The organism is Acidobacteriota bacterium (assembly GCA_012729555.1).
Taxonomy (GTDB): Bacteria; Acidobacteriota; UBA6911; order UBA6911; family UBA6911; genus UBA6911.
Window position 1 is genome coordinate 57,939 of sequence record JAAYCX010000013.1, and the last position, 16,383, is coordinate 74,321.

A 16,383-nucleotide genomic window follows, 5' to 3' on the forward strand; every position below is an offset into this window, starting at 1 on the left:
AACAAAAGGACGCTTATGAAGGTCACTCTGATATTGTCCCTGGCCGCCCTGCTGGCGGCAGCAACGCCCGCCGCGGCGCAGCCCGCCTCCCCGGTCCCCTCCGACGGAGAGATCCGCAAGATCCTCGCCGGGCGGCTGGGGGCCCGGGCGGAGCGCATCGGCATCGTGGTGGGCGTCATCGAACCCTCGGGGCGCAGGATCGTGGCCCATGGCAGCATGGGCGAAGGCCGGGCGGTCGACGGGGACACGGTGTTCGAGATCGGCTCCACCACCAAGGTTTTTACAGCCCTGCTGCTGGCCGACATGGCCCGGCGCGGCGAAGTCGCGCTCTCCGACCCGGTGGCCAAATACCTCCCGCCGGCCGTGAAGATGCCCGGGCGGGGGGAGCGCGCCGTCACGCTCGAAGATCTCGCCCGGCACCGGTCCGGACTGCCGCGTCTCCCCTCCAACCTGGACGCCGCCAAGAACCCGCTCAATCCCTATGCCGATTACACCGTGGCACAGCTGTACGAGTTTCTCTCCGGCTACGCGCTCCCCCGCGAGATCGGGGCGGAGTTCGAATATTCCAACCTCGGGGTGGGGCTGCTCGGGCACGCGCTCTCCCTTGCCGCCGGCAAGGACTACGAGGCCCTCGTGCGGGAACGGATCCTCGACCCGCTCGGGATGAAGAGCAGCGCCATCACGCTCAGCCCCGAGCTGAAATCGAGGCTGGCCCCGGGGCACAACGACCGCTTCCAGCCGACGCCCAACTGGGACCTCCCCGCGCTTGCGGGGGCCGGCGCCCTGCGCTCGACGGCCAATGACATGCTCTCCTTTCTGGCCGCCCACCTGGGTTACGCCGATTCCGCCCTCGCCCCGGCCATCGGGACGGCGCTGGGCAAAAGGACTCCGTCGAATCCCGGGATGGAGATCGGCCTGGGCTGGCTGATGCAGCCCAGGGCGGGGTCGGAAATCGTCTGGCACAACGGGGGGACAGGCGGCTACCGAGCCTTCGCCGGCTTCGACCCCAAGGCGAAAACGGGGGTCGTGGTGCTCGCGAGCGTCAGCACTCCCGCCGGGGTGGACGACATAGGCTTCCACCTCCTCGACCCCTCGTCCAAGCTTCTGCCCCACGACTCGCCCCTGGTCGCCCCACCCCCCGAGCACCGGGCGATCGCTCTCACCCCGGAAGTACTGGAGCGTTATGTCGGGAAATACCAGTTTGTTCCCGGGGTCTTCGTGACCGTCACCCGGCAGGGGGGGCAGCTTTCGGCCCAGCTGACGGGCCAGCCGGCATTCGAGATCCACCCGGAAGGGGAGACCGATTTCTTTTTGAAGGTCACCGAAGCCCAGGTCTTTTTCCGTAAGGATGACCAGGGCCGGGTAAAGGGATTGGTGCTCCGCCAGTTGGGGCGCGACCAGTTCGCCGGCAGGATCGAGGGGGAGGGCAGTGTCGAGGAGTGGTTCGGCCGGCGCGAGGTGAGGATCGACCCGGCCCTCCTCGACCGTTACGTGGGCCGGTACCGGGTAGCCGAAGGGGCGATCTTCACCGTAACGCGCGAGGGGGACCGGCTCTGGACCCAGCTGACGGGCCAGCAGAAGATCGAGGTCTATCCCGCGAGCGAGAGGGTCTTCTTCCTCAAGGTCACCGACGCCCAGATCACCTTCGAAACGGAAGGGCCGGGGCCGGCCCCGGCCGTCGTCCTGCGCCAGAACGGCCGCGACATCCGCGCCCCGCGCCTGGAATGACGTTCAGGGGGACGGTCATCACTGTCCCCATTGTCAACCCGATTTTTCGAGGGCGCGGCGCACCTGCTCCGCCAGGGTGTTCATCGCGAAGGGCTTCTGGAGAAAGTGGGCGCCCGGCGGGAGGCCGCGCTGGTGGGCTGCCGCGTCGGGCGTATAGCCCGACATGAAGAGGAGCCGGAGACCGGGGTGGGACGCCTGCAGGCGGGCGGCTAGGTCCAGCCCGTTCATCTCGGGCATCACCAGGTCGGTCAGCAGGAGGTGGATCTCCCCGGCGTGCGCCCCGGCCAGGGCGAGGGCCTCGCCCGGGGTGGACGCGGCCAGCACCCGGTAGCCCGCCCGCCCGAGCATCCGCCGGCACATTTCGAGGATCGCGCTCTCGTCCTCCACCACCAGGATCGTCCCGCTCCCCGGCCTGGCGGCCCGCGCCTGGATTTCCACCGGGGCGGTTTCAGCGCTCCCCTCGTGCCTGGGCAGATAGACGCAGAGGGTCGTTCCCGCCCCGGGTGCGCTCTCGACGCGGACGAAGCCCCGGTTCTGCGTGACAATGCCGTAGACGGTCGACAGGCCCAGCCCGGTTCCCTGCCCCAGCGCCTTGGTGGTAAAGAACGGCTCGAAGAGCTTGGCCATCGTCTCCCCGTCCATGCCGCACCCGTCGTCCCGGACCGCGAGCAGCACGTAATCGCCGGGGACGCAGTCCGCGTTCCCGATGCAGTCGGCCTCGTCGAGCGTCACGGTCGAAGTCTCGATCCCGATGCTGCCGACCCCGGCGATGGCGTCGCGGGCGTTGACGCAGAGGTTGGCCAGGATCTGGTGAATCTGCGAGGCGTCCATCCGGACCGGCCACAGGCCCCTCCCGGGGAGCCAGGAAAGCTCGATCTCCTCCCCGATGAGGCGCCGCAGCATCTTCAGCATCCCCTCCACGGTCCCGTTCAGGTCCAGCACGCGCGGGTTTATGGTCTGCCGGCGCGCGAACGCCAGGAGCTGGCGCGTGAGGTCGGCCGACCGCTCGGCCGCCCGGCGGATTTCGAGCAGCCCGGAGTGGAGCTCGCCGCCCGTTTCCACGGCGTTCATCGCCATCTCCGCGTGCCCCAGGATCACCCCCAGCATGTTGTTGAAATCGTGCGCCACCCCCCCCGCCAGGCGGCCGATCGACTCCATCTTCTGGGCCTGGACCAGCTGCTCCTTCAGTTTCTCGCGCTCCGCCTCAGCCCGCTTCTGCTCGGTGACGTCGTTGTTGACGACGATGGCGCCGAGCACGCTCCCGCCGTCGTCCAGGATGGGGGTGGTGTAGTTGTAGATGACGCGCTTCCGGCCGTCGAAGGCGTCGATTTCGAGCAGTTCGTCCTTGATCGTGACCCCTTCCCTGATGGTGCGGACCAGGGCCCAGTCGTCGGGGCCGACCTCCTCCCCCGAGGGGAGGCGCCGGGCCTTGAAGATGCCGTAGCCGTCGAGGGGAACGGTAGGTTCGGCGCCCCAGATCCTCACCCCGGCCGGGTTGCCGCGCAGCAGCGTGCCGTCGCGGTCGGCGAACCACAACCCGATGGGGAGCACGTCGAAGATCCGGTTGAGCACGTACTCCCGGTGCCGGAGCTCGCTCTCGGCCTCCTTCCTCCTGGTGATGTCGATGCCGACGCCGACAAAGAAACCGGCGTTCTTCCCTTCCTCCACCACGGTCCGCCCCTGCCACTCGACGAGACGCGACTGCCCCGAACGGCCGACGATGCGGTTTTCGTTGACCGTGGAGATTCCTTCCCGGATGAGGCGGTCGAAGACCGCCCGCAGTTCCTTCCTCTCCTCCGGGGGCACGAAAGTCTCGAGGTAATCGGCCCCCCGGATCTCCGCGGGCGTGTACCCCAGCGCGTCCAGCAGCGCCCGGTTCATCATGCGGGTCCTGCCGTCGAAGCCGATCGCCACGATGAAGGCGGGCGTGGTGTCGAGGAGGAGCTGGGAAAATTCCTGCTCCCGCACCCTCCGGGCGACCGATTCCTCGAGCAGCGCCTCCGCCTTCTTGCGTCCGCTGATGTCGCGGATGATGGAGTGATAGCTCCCGTCGGGCATCCTGCGGCTGTGCATCTCCACGAACGCCCGCTCCCCGTCCGGCCGCTCCACCTCCCGCTCGGTCACGACGACGCCCCCCGCGGCGAGCAGGTCGAAGCGCAGGGGGTGCGCCGCCAGGGACCGGGGCGGGAAAAGCTCGCCGATATGCCTTCCGATCAGCTCTGCTCTCGTGACCCCGAAAATCTGCTGCGCACTCGTGTTGGCGTCGGTGATGACACCCTCGGAAGACCCCTGGAGGATTCCGTCCACCGCCATCTCGATAAGGGTGCGCAGCCGGAGTTCGCCGGCGAGCGCCTCCCGAAGGGCCCGGCCGCGCTCCTCTGCCTCCCCTTCGAGACGGCGGATCTTTTCCTGCAGCTCCTCAAGCGATGGTTTCCCGGACATGCTGGCCCCCTAAAAACGCAGGATGAACCCTCCCGCAAGATCCAGCTGATGCTGGAGCACGGCCCGGAGCCTCACGCGGCACGCCGTCCCCGCCCCGCCGACGCGGCACCAGAAGTCACTGTCGGAGGCCGAGAGAAGCGTCGGGCTCCAGCGCGCCTCCCCCCGGATGCCGAACCGCCGCGACGGGAAATATTTCACCCCGCCGCCGATGGCGAAGGAGAAATGCGAGGCGGAGTCCTTCCAGAGCCCGCGCGCGCCCCGGTAGGTCGTCACCCCGAGGCCCCCCGTCACGTAGGGACGGACCCTGGGGTCGGGGAGGCGGTAATGGTGCAGGAAATTGCAGTGGAGCTGATCAATGGAGAGCGCGCCCGAGGCGGGTACGGTCGCCTCGTCCGGCTCCGGGGCCGCGGGAGCCTCCAGGAGTGTTCCGCGGGTGAACTGCCGTTTCCAGAGCCCCTCGACGGCGTCCAGCTCGTTGAGGTAAACGGTCAGGGACGCCCCGGCGCTCGCGGAACTGTCGACCGCAAAGGTCCCGACGCGCTCTCCGTCCCTGGAGGTGAGGGGGACGGAGCCGCTCGCGACCACGCCGGCCAGGGGCTGCAGCTCGAACCGGGCGAAATCGCCCGCCGACGCGGGGGGGGCCTGCCCCGATGCGATCAGGAGCACGAGCGCCCCGATGGCCCATATCCTCTTCATGATGGTCGCGGAGCGGCCCCGCGCCCCCCCCCGGGAGCGCGAGCCCGCCCCCGTCCTCTAAACCGCCTCGATCGTGGAGGTCGGTTTCGACGTGATGTTGTAGGTCACGCTGACCACTTCCGGGATCGTCCGGGTGATCTTCTTCGCAACGGCTTCCAGGAGGTCGTAGGAGAGCCGGGTGGGCCGGGCCGTGCGCGCGTCGAGGCTGTCCCAGCAGCGGATTTCGATCTGGTTGCCGAAGACGCGCTTGTGGTCCCGCATCCCCGTCACCCGGTCTTCGTGCAGGATGGCCAGGTACTGGAACGCCGGCACGTCCTTGAGCGCCGCCTCCAGGATGGCCGTGGCCCGGCGCACCAGGGCCAGTCGCGCCGGGGTCGCCTCGCCGATGACGCGCGCGGCCAGCGCGGGGCCCGGGAAGGGGATGCGGGCGAACATGCTCTCGGGGAGTCCCAGTCCGCGCCCGACCTTGCGCACCCCGTCCTTGCGCAGTTCGATCAGCGGTTCCAGGATCTGGTACCCGAACGCCTTCTGCGGATCGATGCCGAGCTGCGCGAAGACGTTGTGCTGGCGCTTGATCCCCGCCACCGTTTCGTCCACGTCGGTCAGGATCGTCCCCTGCAGGAGGTACTTGGCCCTGCTCTTGACGACGAGCCGCCCGAAGACCTTCTTGTAGAAAGTCTGGGTGATGGCCTCACGCTTCTCCTCGGGGTCGGTGATCCCCTTCAGCGCGGAGAGAAAAGCGCGCGAGGCGTCCAGGACTTCGACCCGGATCCCGAGTTTCCTGAATTCGGCCGCCACGCGCGCCGGCTCCCCCTGGCGCATCAGCCCGTTGTCGATGAAGTACGTCTTCAGCCGGTCCCCCAGCGCCCGGTGCCCGAGCGCCGTGACCACGGAGGAATCCACCCCGCCCGAAAGGGCGTTGATCGCCAGCCCGTCCCCCACCGCCAGTTGGATGTCCCGGACCTTGTCCGCGATAAATTTGTCCACCTTCATCGTGCCCGCCTTGATTTCCCTGATCTTTTCCACCGCAGCTCCTTTCGAATGGGGACAGTCACCACTGTCCCCATTCTAACGGGAAACCCCTGGGACGTCCCGGATTTTTCTGCTACATTTTCGGGGTTATCAGGGGATGGAGTCCCCCAAAACCGCCCGGGCCGGCTGATGACTCCTACCGCGCAGGCATCTGCGGCGGTGGGTCGTTCACACCTGCCGGAAGGGCCCGGATGGTTTCCACACGGGAGGACTCCATGGAACAGATCTTCACTGTCGCCGCATTCTGGCTCGGGCTGGCCGTCATTTCGGCCGTCCTGGCCAACCACCTCCGAATCTCCATCGCCCTGGTAGAGATCTGCGTCGGCGTGGCAGTCGCCGCCGTCGCGACCCACTTCGGCAAACTCGACCTCCTGGCGGCGGACTCGGAATGGCTCCGCTTCCTGGCGGGCTCGGGCGCCGTCCTGCTCACCTTTCTGGCCGGGGCCGAACTCGAGCCGAACGTCATTCGCACAAAGCTGAGGGAAGTGACCATCGTCGGCATGGTCGGTTTCCTGGCCCCGTTTCTCGGCTGCGCCGCCCTCGCCCATTACGTCCTGGGCTGGGACCCCAGCGCCAGCCTGCTCTGCGGCGTGGCGCTTTCGACCACCTCGATGGCCGTGGTCTACGCCGTCATGCTCGAAACCGGCTTCAACAAGACCGATTACGGGAAGGGGATCCTGGGCGCGTGCTTCATCAACGACCTCGGGACGGTGATCGCCCTGGGCCTCCTCTTTGCGCCGTTCACCTATAAAACCGCCATCTTCATCGGGGTCACCACGCTGGTGCTGGCGGCGCTCCCTTTCATGAGCCAGCGGCTGACCAGGGCCTACGCCCACCGCACGGCCGCCATCCGCACGAAATGGATCCTCTTCGTCCTGTTCGGCCTGGGGGCCCTTGCCCTCTGGTCCGGCAGCGAAGCGGTGCTCCCGGCCTACATCGTCGGGATGGTGCTGGCGGAGTTTTCGAGCGCCGACGCCTTCTGGGTGCGCCGCTTCCGTACCCTGACGGCCGGTTTTCTCACCCCGTTCTACTTCCTGCGCGCCGGAACCTTCGTTTCGCTGCCCGCGCTGGTTTCGGCCCCCCTGGTGTTCCTTCTGCTCCTGGCGGGGAAAGTCTTCTCGAAGATTTTCGGCCTCTTCCCGGTGGTGGCCCGGTTCCGGCGGGAACGGAACGAACGCTGGTACTACACCCTGCTGATGTCGACGGGGCTGACCTTCGGAACCATTTCGGCGCTGTACGGCCTTTCCCATGGGATCGTGACGCGGCAGCAGTATTCCTTCCTGGTCGCGGTCGTCATCGCCAGCGCCGTCGTCCCCACCCTGATCGCCGGCCTGTTCTTTCTCCCCCGGCACCTGCTCCCGGCGCGGGCTCCGGGAAAGGAGACCCGACCCGCGGAGGAAGCGCTCAGCGACGAAGGCTGACCGGAGGGGACGGACCGAAGGGGACAGTGGTGACTGTCCCCCTCCATGCTGGTACAATCAGGGAGGATGACGGCCCATGCGGGATTACGTGCGACGCCGTCCGAACCTGCTGTCACCGACTGAGAGGGATGAAACCGTTATGAAACTCTCGCTCCGTTTTCCGAAATCGTGCGCCGCGGCCGCGGCGCTGTTACTGGGACTTGCCGCCTTGACCACCGCCTCCTGCTCAAAATCGGATAAAAACGCCGCCACGACCGACGGGACCCCGGACGTCCTGCTGGCCGAGTGGACCGGCCCCTACGGCGGGGTCCCCCCCTTCGACCGGGTGAAGGTGGGCGATTTCAAGCCCGCCCTCGAGGAGGGGATGAAGCAGGCGCTCGCCGAAATCGACGCGATCGCCGCCAACCCCCGGCCGCCCGATTTCGAGAACACCGTCGCCGCCCTGGAGCGGAGCGGGCGGGCGCTCGACCGGGCCACCACCGTCTTCGGCGTCTGGTCCACCTCCATGTCCTCGGACGAGTTCCGGGCCGTGGAGGAGGAGATGGCGCCCAAACTGGCGGAGTTCCGCGACAAGGTGATGCAGAACCCGCGCCTCTTCGAGCGGATCGAAAAGGTGTACCAGGCCCGGGAGAGTTCGGGGCTGGACCAGGAGCAGCAGCGCCTGGTCTGGGACTACTACACCGACTTCGTGCGCGAGGGGGCCAAACTCACCCCGGAGGAGAAGGCCCGGGTGGCCGAGATCAACCGCGAGCTGGCCGACCTCTACACCAGGTTCAGCAACAACCTGCTGCACGACGAGGAGGGCTACGCCCTTTACCTCGAGGCCGGCCAGCTGGGGGGGCTTCCGGAGAGCTACGTCCAGGCCGCGGCCCAGGCGGCCGCCGACCGGGGGGAGCAGGGGAAATACGCGGTCCTGAACACCCGTTCGTCGATGGACCCCTTCCTCACCTACTCCTCCGAACGCGCCCTGCGCGAACGGGTATGGCGCACCTACTACAGCCGCGGCGACAACGGGGACGCCTACGACAACAACGGTGTCATCGCGCGGATCCTGGAGCTCCGGGCCGAGCGGACCCGGCTGCAGGGATACCCGACCTTCGCCCACCGGGCCACGGAAAAGCAGGTGGCCAAGACGCCCGAGGCCGCCACGGCGCTGATGATGAAGGTGTGGCCGGCGGCCGTAGCGCGCGTCCGCGAGGAGGTGGCCGACATGCAATCGATCGCCGACCGCGAGGGGGCGAAGATCCGGATCGAGCCGTGGGACTACCGCTTCTACGCCGAGAAAGTGCGCAAGGCGAAGTACGACCTCGACTCGCGCGAGGTCAAGGAGCACCTCGAGCTCGAAAAGCTGAGGGAGGCGATGATGTGGGCCGCCGGGGAACTCTACGGCTTCCGCTTCGAACCGGTGTCGGGCGTCCCGGTCTACCACCCCGACGTGCGCGTCTGGGAGGTGCGGCGCGAGGGGAAGCACGTGGGTCTCTGGTACTTCGACCCCTACGCCCGCCCGGGGAAACGTTCGGGGGCCTGGATGAACGCCTACCGGCGCCAGCACCGCCTCGACGGGGGGGAGACCACCGTCGTCTCGAACAACTCCAATTTCGTGAAGGGGGCGCCGGGGGAACCGGTGCTGCTCTCCTGGGACGACGCCGAGACCATGTTCCACGAGTTCGGCCACGCGCTGCACGGCCTGGCGGCCGACTCGACCTACCCGTCGCTGTCGGGCACGGCGGTGGCACGCGATTACGTGGAGCTCCCCTCCCAGATCAACGAGCAGTGGCTCGGCACGCCCGAAGTGCTGGGCCGCTTCGCCCTGCACCACAAGACGGGCAAGCCGATGCCGGCCGCCCTCATCGGCAGGATCGAAAAGGCGCGGACGTTCAACCAGGGCTTCATGACGGTCGAATTCCTGGCGAGCGCGCTCGTGGACATGAAGGTGCACACCCTGGCCGACCCGCGCGGCTTCGACCCCGACCGCTTCGAGCGGGAGACCCTGGCGGAGATCGGCATGCCGGGGGAGCTGCCGATGCGTCACCGCATGCCGCAGTTCTCCCACATCTTTTCGAGCGAGGGGTACGCGGCCGGGTACTACGCCTATCTCTGGGCGGACGCCCTGACGGCCGACGCCTGGGAAGCCTTTGCCGAGGGGGGGGGAGCCTGGGACCGCGAGGTGGCGCGCCGCTTCTACGACCAGGTGCTCAGCAAGGGGAACACGGTGGATCCGGAAATCGCCTACCGCTCCTTCCGCGGGCGCGACATGGACACCGACGCCCTGATGCGTGACCGGGGATTCCCGGTCCGCTGACCGGAAGGCCCGCGGGGGAGGCCGCCCGGCCGCTCCCGCGGGCTCTGCCGCCCGGCTAGCCGCTGACGAACGTCTTCTCCGAGATGACCTTGGCCTGGGTGAAGTGCATCAGGTAATCGCGGCCGCCCGCCTTGGAGTTCGTCCCGCTCATGTTGAAGCCGCCGAAGGGGTGGACGCCGACCATGGCCCCGGTGCACTTCCGGTTCAGGTAGAGGTTCCCCACGTGGCACTCCGCCTTGGCCCGCTCGAGGCGCCCCTGGTTGGTGCCGTAGACCGCCCCGGTCAGCCCGTATTCGCTGTCGTTGGCGATCGCCACCGCCTCATCGAAACTCCCCGCCCGGATGACGGCGAGCACCGGCCCGAAGATCTCCTCCCGGGCGATCGTGGCGGTGGGCTTGACGTCGATGATGACCGTCGGCTGCATGAAAAAGCCGTTGCCGTCCAGGGCGGAGCCGCCCGTGACCAGCTTCCCCTCCCGCTTCCCGGTCTCCACGTACTTGAGGATGCGGCCCAGGGCGCCCTCGTTGATAACGGGGCCCATGCCGCTCGCGGGATCGCTCGCCGGCCCCACCCGGATCCCGGCGGCCCGCTCGACGAGGCGTTCCACGAAATCGGCGTAGACCTTTTCGTGCAGGATCAGGCGCGAGCAGGCCGAGCATTTCTGCCCCTGGTACCCGAAGGCGCTGGAGACGACCCCTTCGAGCGCGTCGTCGAGGTCCGCGTCCTCGTCGACGATGATGTAGTCCTTCCCCCCCATCTCGGCGATGACGCGCTTGATCCAGATCTGGCCCGGACGCGGCCGCGCGGCCTCCTCTACGATGCGCAGCCCCGTTTCCTTCGAACCGGTGAAGGCCACGAAACGGGTGCGCGCGCATTTGACCAGTCCTTCGCCCGCCTCCCCGCCGCTGCCGGTGACGAAATTCACCACCCCCGGGGGGACCCCCGCTTCCTCCAGGATCTCCATCAGCAGGGCGGCCACGGCCGGGGCGTCCGAGGAGGGCTTCAGCACGACGGTGTTGCCGGCGACGAAGGCGGCGGCCGTCATTCCCAGGGCGATGGCGCAGGGGAAATTCCAGGGGGCGATGACGGCGCCGGCGCCGAGCGGGAGGTAACGGAGCTCGTTCGTCTCCCCCGGCAGCGGAACGAGCGGCTGCGGCTCGGCGTAGCGCAACGCTTCCCGGGCGTAGAATTCGCAGAAGTCGATGGCCTCGGCGGTGTCGGCGTCCGCCTCTCCCCAGGTCTTTCCCGCCTCGAGCATCATCCAGGCGTTCATTTCCAGGCGCCGCCCGCGCAGAAGCTCCGCGACGCGAAAGAGGAGGTCGGCCCTGTGCTCGGCCGAGAACCGGCTCCACTCCCCGAACGCCCGGGTCGCGGCGTCCACGGCCTCGGCCGCCCTCTCGGCGCTGGCCCCCTGGAAGGTCCCGATGATTTCGGACCTGTCGGCGGGGTTGATCGAGTTGAAACGCTTGCGCGACTGGACCCGCTTGCCGCCGATGATGAGGTCGTACTCCCGTCCCAGCCGCGACCGGACGAGCTGCAGCGCCTCGAGCTGGGCGGCGCGGTTGGCCTCCTGGCTGAAATCGGTCAGCTTCTCGTTCTTGAATTCGGTGTGCATGGCCACCCCCTTTGACTTCGTTACCGACAGTGTAGCAAATCCCGCCGTCCGGGGCACGGCTTTCGCCGCTTCGCGGGAAGGAGCGGCCGGACGCGCTCCGGGTGCCGGGGTTCAGGCGCCGGGGAGGAATTTCGGGGGGAGCGGCGGCCGGCCCATCGCGGCCGCGGCCTGCGCCATCGTCTGCAGGCCCGGGGTGACCATCTGCTTGGAGGTGCCGTGCGCGATCAGTTTCCCGTCCGCATCGGTGATCGTCGCCTCGGCCAGGCAGATATTCCGCCCGGCCTTGATCCGTTTCCCCTCCACGTACAGGAACCCGTCCCGGGCCTTGGCCAGGTTATGGACGCTGAGGTCGAGGGTGACGAGCCCCGCGTCCTCCTCGAGGTCGCAGTAGACGGCCAGGTAGGCGCCGGTGTCCACGAGCGAGGAATAGACCCCCCCGTGGATCATGCCGAACGGGTTGCGGTGCTTCTCCTCCAGCCCCACCCGGCTCCGGGAAAAACCGGGGCCGATGTCGAGGACCTCGATCGACAGCAGCCTGAAATAGGGGCCCGCGTTGGTCAGTTCGACCAGGGCGCGGATGTGTTCAGGGTTCAACCTCATGAGAGCGCTCCGGTGCATCGGCGGGCCTTCATTCCGCGCCCGTACATCAGAGATCGACCAGCGGGAAGGTTTCCGCGAAGACCAGGCGCCGGGCCCTGACGCTCCCGTCCTTGGGCCCGGCCGTGAGCTTTGCCCCCGCGGGGGTGCGGTTGTCCGCCAGGAAGGTCTCGTACTCGCGCACCACGACCCGGTGGTTGGCGAATTCGATCTTCTTGGGTATCTTGAGTTTTCCGCTCCAGAGGAAGTGGCCCGCCCCGGCCCCGGACACCCGTTGCGCTTTCAGCGTCACCGCGGTGTCGGGCACCTCGCTCCAGCCGAACTCGTCCGGCAGGGCGGCGTTGTGCGCCTCCAGGGCGATTTCGATCGTCCCCGGCCCGCTGGCCGCCGCGGCCTGGACGTAGGAGGCCCCGCCGACGGTGACGGTCATCTCCGAGGGTTTGTTGCCCTTGAAGGTCACCGACACGGTCCGGTCGGGCGCCAGCTGGATGAAATCGGCGGTGACGACCTTGGAGAGGTGCGCGCCGGGGACCGATACCGGCTGAAAGCGCGCCAGCGCCAGCCGCACGAAGGGGAAGTACGCGTCGTGCGGGTCGATTTCGATGTCGCAGTACCAGAGCCCCCGCTCCCCGTCGTAGGCCACCTTGTGCCCGACGGCCGTAAAAGAGAGATTCTCCTTGGGATCCGAGGGCTTGGGATAATCCGGGAACTCCGGGATCGTGAGTCCGCCGAGGACCTCCCCGGCCAGCGTGAAATCGGCCGGGCCGGGGTATTCCGCCTTGGGGATGGCTCCCGCGCGCCATAACGGGTCCATCCCCCAGAGGGTGACGTAGGGTTTATGCTCCTCGGGCACCGGCGGGAGCTTGAGCGCCGGCGGGAGCTCGAGCGCCGCCGTCGGCCGGACGTTCGCCGCGGGCCCGGACGCCCGGAGCGATCGGCCGTCGGCGCGGGGCTGCATCTTGCCTTGCGCCGCGGGGGGCTCGTAGGTCTCGATCGGGCGCTCGGTCGGCACTCCGGGGATCGAGGTCAGGATGACGGCCAGCTGCTCCCCGTCGCCGGAGGAAAACCAGGGGCGCTCGAGATAGACCCTCAGCCCGCCCCCTTTGCGCAGGCTCGAAAACTTTTCCTTCTCCCGCTTGCGCTCCCAGCCGAAAGCGGGCACGACATAGAGCACGCCCGGCATCATCGGCGGGGCGGTGTTGGGCACGTCGACGGTGATCGGAAGGCTCCGGCGCACCAGGCGCTCGATGTCCGCGGCCGTCTCCCCGGGCATCTGATCGCGGAATCGGGTCGTCGCGGTGAGGGTATAGGTCACGCGCCGGTATTTCGTGTCCCCGAATTCCTGGCGATGGAGCGCCGGGTCGCCGAGCGCAAACGAGGTCATGCCGCGCGCCAGGGGCTGCTCCAGCACATGGGCCGAGCCGTCGAGGGTTTTCCACCCCTGCTCCGCGACATTGTCGACCGGTTCCTTCCACGCGGCGTCGAGGTCGACCTTCTGGCTGCTCGAGCCGTGGACATCCAGCACGGCGTCGAACACCGCGTGCGACTCCCCCAGCTTCCGGTCGACCGCAAACTTTTTCGCCCCCGGGCGGCCGAGCGGCTGCTGGGTGGCGTGCGTCAGCACGACCGTCCGGTACGGGGTCAGCATCCAGTGCGAACCGCCCAGCGCCAGTTCGCGGAGCCTCGACAGCTGGATCTGCGGCAGCTGAAACACGGGCTTCACCAGCTCCGCCGCCGGGGATTTCGCCTTCTGCAGCTTCGCACCCCGGGGCTGCGGCCGCGGGGCACCGGCCGGACCGGCCGGATCGGGCGCAACCGCGGGCTGCGATGCGGCCGCCGCGCGCATGTGAACTCCCGGCGGCACCACCAGCAGCGGCCCGGTCGCCGGCGGCGCCTGGAGGATCTTCGGCGGGATGGCGAGCTCGGGTTTTTCCAGCCAGCGGTAGAGCCCGGCATTCGGAAGCTGGGCTTCCGGGAACCAGCAGCTCAGGCGCAGGACGGCCACCTCCGCCTTCTTCAGCCAGACCGTCAGCACGCGCGCGCCCTCGTCCCAGAAGGCCGGGCGGTCCCCCTCGGCCAGCCGGATGCGGAACGGGCTCCACTCCGGCCAATCGCCGCTGAAGGGGATGCGCATCGGTTGGCCGGCCGGGATTCCCGGCAGGCCGCGCACGACCACTCCGCGGGCCCACGGGTCGGGAAAATAGGGGAGTTCGAGCTCTTCGGCGGGTTCGATCTCCCCGAGGTGTCCCGGGTCCTTCCGAACGATCAGCCCGTAGAGGTCCCTGCGCAGTCCCCCCTCCGCCGCGTCGAACATCCCGTGAACCTCGGCGCCCAGCTCGGACGTCTTCGGCGGCGCCACGTGCCGCTCGGCGGTTTCGTCGGCAGCGACGGTGTCCCTGGAAATGCCGTCGTTGAAGCTGCGGATGACCACGGCATCGACGGTCTCGCCCCGCTTCGGGGCGGCGCGCGGCACCACCACGGGGGCCCCGACCGGATCGAAGCGCCGGTAGAACGCCGGCGCCTGCGGCGGCGCCGGAATGGCCTTGGCCGCGTCGGGCGATTCGGGCCCGACGCTGTTCCCCGCCAGGTCCACCGCCCGGGCCCTCAGCCGGTACCGGCCGCCGAAGCGGAGACGGGGCAGCGATCCCGGCGCGGGCTTGAACCGGGTCTCGAGCCTGAAGGCCGTCGCCGCCCGGCTTTCGATGTCGGCCGCCCGGTCGTCCTCGTCGATCGTCCTTCCCGGCCTGGGCGCCACCAGGCTCCATCCGTCCCACCCGAAGATCGTCTCATGGACGAACAGGTCTTCCGACGACCCGTCGGTCGATTCGGTGACCGCATCCGAGACGAATCCTTCGTCCTCGAGCGTCTCGGTGCGGTCGGCGCGCAGGAAATGGTAGGAGCCCACCCTTTTGCAGAGGGAGTACCAGCGCCGGGAGGCTTCGTCCCAGACATCCACCCGGTAGCCCTGAACGATGTCTTCGGCGTAAAAGGTCGTGTCGCGCCTGCGGGTGATCGCCTCGTGGTGTTCCACCCCCCGCTCCAGGGCCTCGGCGAGAGCGACCGCGTTCCCCATGCGGGCCACGGCCAGGCCGCTCGAACGCAGCGCCGGCAGATCGCCGGTGGTCTGGTCCTCGGCCTGGTCGGCCAGTTCGGCCGCCTTGAGGGCCGCGCCGTCGACGTCGATTTCCACGAGATCGAACTTCTCGCTGTCGGACAGGTCGAGAAACCCGTCCACGATCTCGGGCCTGGCCGACCGGGAAGCGGCGGCAAAGACCCCCTTGCCCGCATTCAGGACGCACCGGGTCCACGGCGTACGGTCGTCGTTCCGGCCGACGGGGAGAACGCGGGCCGAAAACCCGGAGGAGCGCCTGCCCGACGGCAGCGCGATCTCGAAGTCGACGGCCAGGCCGAGCAGCCGCATCAGGGCCGGATAATTGGTCAGGGAGGCCAGCGCCTGGTGAAAGTCGAGTTCGGGGGGCTTGGGGGGCACGCGCGGGAAGACGGGTTTCCCGCCTTTGGAATCGGGGACGGCCCGGTTGCGCGGCCGGTGGTAGAGCCGCAGGAGGTAGAAATCCTGCGCCGGGGAAGGCCGATCCGAAACCGGCATGGCCTTGACCTTCCGGCCGGCGAGGGCCGAGCGGACGGACCGGGACAGGGTCTGTTCGTCGGTCCCGACCTTCACGCCGTCGACGAAACGCGGGCTGGTCACGGGCTTGAGCCGGATCTGCGCCAGCGCCTCGCTGCGGAAGACGCGCTCGATCCCGGGGGGCTCCTCGGGGGATTCGGCCGCCATGCCGATGTACTGCTGGGCGATGAACGACTGGACATGCCTGACCGGAAAAGAGAGGACCGGGCGCCGGCTCATGTCCGCAAACCGGAAGGGAAAAACGGGCGCATCGGGCTGGAAAATGGCCTGCCAGAGCTCGGGATCGGGATCGGGGCTCGTCCGCACCGCCCGCACGGGGGCCGATTTGTCGAACTGGACCTCGAAATCGAGCGCCTTCACGGTTCCGGCCCAGTCCAGGATCTCCGGAAACAGCCCCAGATGGGGCTTCGAATCCGGCTCCCCGGGCAGACGGATGGAGACCGCGGCCGAGAACTTCAGCTTACCGTCCCCGATGCCGTCCGGCAAAAAAGCCCACACGATTTCCGGTATAGCCATCGCTGCTCTCCTTTGGGTGCTCTCAGGCGAACGCTTCGCAGTAATCGAGCCAGTGCCCCTCGTCCATGATGTCCGCGAAGAGCGGCGGGGGCGAATGCCGGAACGAACGCTCGACCCGGAGCGTGACCTTGGTGCTGAAGAAGAGGACCTTGACCTTGACGGTCAGGGACGCCTCCCCCCAGACGCGGTTCGAGGCCTCCTCGTAGGTCAGCCCCAGGTAGAACTCGGCCGAGATGCTGATGAGGCCGAGAACCCTCAGGCATCCGCGGCAACGGACGTACCCCGATATCGTGACGTCCCCCTCCTCGTACTTGAAGTAGATGCCGGCCATGAGGGAGACACCGCCGCTGGCGACGCCGAGGTTCATCGAGAAGGACCCGCCGAACTC

General features: G+C 68.4%; 10 protein-coding genes. 3 read left to right on the forward strand and 7 right to left on the reverse strand.

Translation table 11 applies throughout. The annotated features are described in order from the left end of the window. The first annotated feature begins 15 nt into the window (after positions 1-15). The gene (locus GXY47_04180) at positions 16-1,728 is read left to right on the forward strand and encodes a serine hydrolase (GenBank protein ID NLV30333.1); all 1,713 of its coding nucleotides are present in this window, start codon (positions 16-18) and stop codon (positions 1,726-1,728) included. 33 nt (positions 1,729-1,761) lie between these two features. Here the strand turns inward: GXY47_04180 and GXY47_04185 are convergent, their stop codons facing one another. Genes GXY47_04185 through GXY47_04195 form a run of 3 tightly spaced genes read right to left on the reverse strand, consistent with a single transcriptional unit; the run spans position 1,762 to position 5,859 of the window. Continuing rightward, positions 1,762-4,170, reverse strand: a complete 2,409-nt coding sequence (locus tag GXY47_04185; protein NLV30334.1) for a PAS domain S-box protein — start codon at positions 4,168-4,170, stop codon at positions 1,762-1,764. A gap of 9 nt (positions 4,171-4,179) precedes the next feature. Next, positions 4,180-4,866, reverse strand: a complete 687-nt coding sequence (locus GXY47_04190; GenBank protein ID NLV30335.1) for a porin family protein — start codon at positions 4,864-4,866, stop codon at positions 4,180-4,182. 57 nt (positions 4,867-4,923) lie between these two features. Continuing rightward, the gene (locus tag GXY47_04195) at positions 4,924-5,859 is read right to left on the reverse strand and encodes an ExsB family transcriptional regulator (GenBank protein NLV30336.1); all 936 of its coding nucleotides are present in this window, start codon (positions 5,857-5,859) and stop codon (positions 4,924-4,926) included. 254 nt (positions 5,860-6,113) lie between these two features. Here GXY47_04195 and GXY47_04200 point away from each other — a divergent pair, with 254 nt between their 5' ends. Together GXY47_04200 and GXY47_04205 are read left to right on the forward strand one after the other, a co-directional pair. Then, entirely contained in the window at positions 6,114-7,319 is a 1,206-nt protein-coding gene (locus GXY47_04200; GenBank protein NLV30337.1) for a cation:proton antiporter, read from the forward strand. Positions 7,320-7,458: 139 nt separating this feature from the next. Beyond that, positions 7,459-9,621 (forward strand): M3 family metallopeptidase, encoded by a 2,163-nt coding sequence (locus GXY47_04205; protein NLV30338.1) that lies wholly within the window; start codon positions 7,459-7,461, stop codon positions 9,619-9,621. 55 nt (positions 9,622-9,676) lie between these two features. Here the strand turns inward: GXY47_04205 and pruA are convergent, their stop codons facing one another. The 4 genes from pruA to GXY47_04225 form a co-directional block, all read right to left on the reverse strand. Continuing rightward, positions 9,677-11,236 carry an L-glutamate gamma-semialdehyde dehydrogenase gene (gene pruA / locus GXY47_04210; protein NLV30339.1) on the reverse strand — a complete coding sequence of 520 codons (1,560 nt, stop codon included), beginning with the start codon at positions 11,234-11,236 and terminating at the stop codon, positions 9,677-9,679. Positions 11,237-11,347: 111 nt separating this feature from the next. Continuing rightward, a complete protein-coding gene (locus tag GXY47_04215) occupies positions 11,348-11,836 on the reverse strand; it encodes a PaaI family thioesterase (GenBank protein ID NLV30340.1) in 489 nt (162 codons plus the stop codon). A 46-nt stretch (positions 11,837-11,882) separates the two neighbouring features. Further along, positions 11,883-15,995: a hypothetical protein gene (locus GXY47_04220; GenBank protein ID NLV30341.1), complete on the reverse strand. Its 4,113-nt coding sequence runs from the start codon at positions 15,993-15,995 to the stop codon at positions 11,883-11,885. A gap of 22 nt (positions 15,996-16,017) precedes the next feature. Further along, entirely contained in the window at positions 16,018-16,362 is a 345-nt protein-coding gene (locus GXY47_04225) for a hypothetical protein (protein ID NLV30342.1), read from the reverse strand. Between the last annotated feature and the right edge of the window lie 21 nt (positions 16,363-16,383).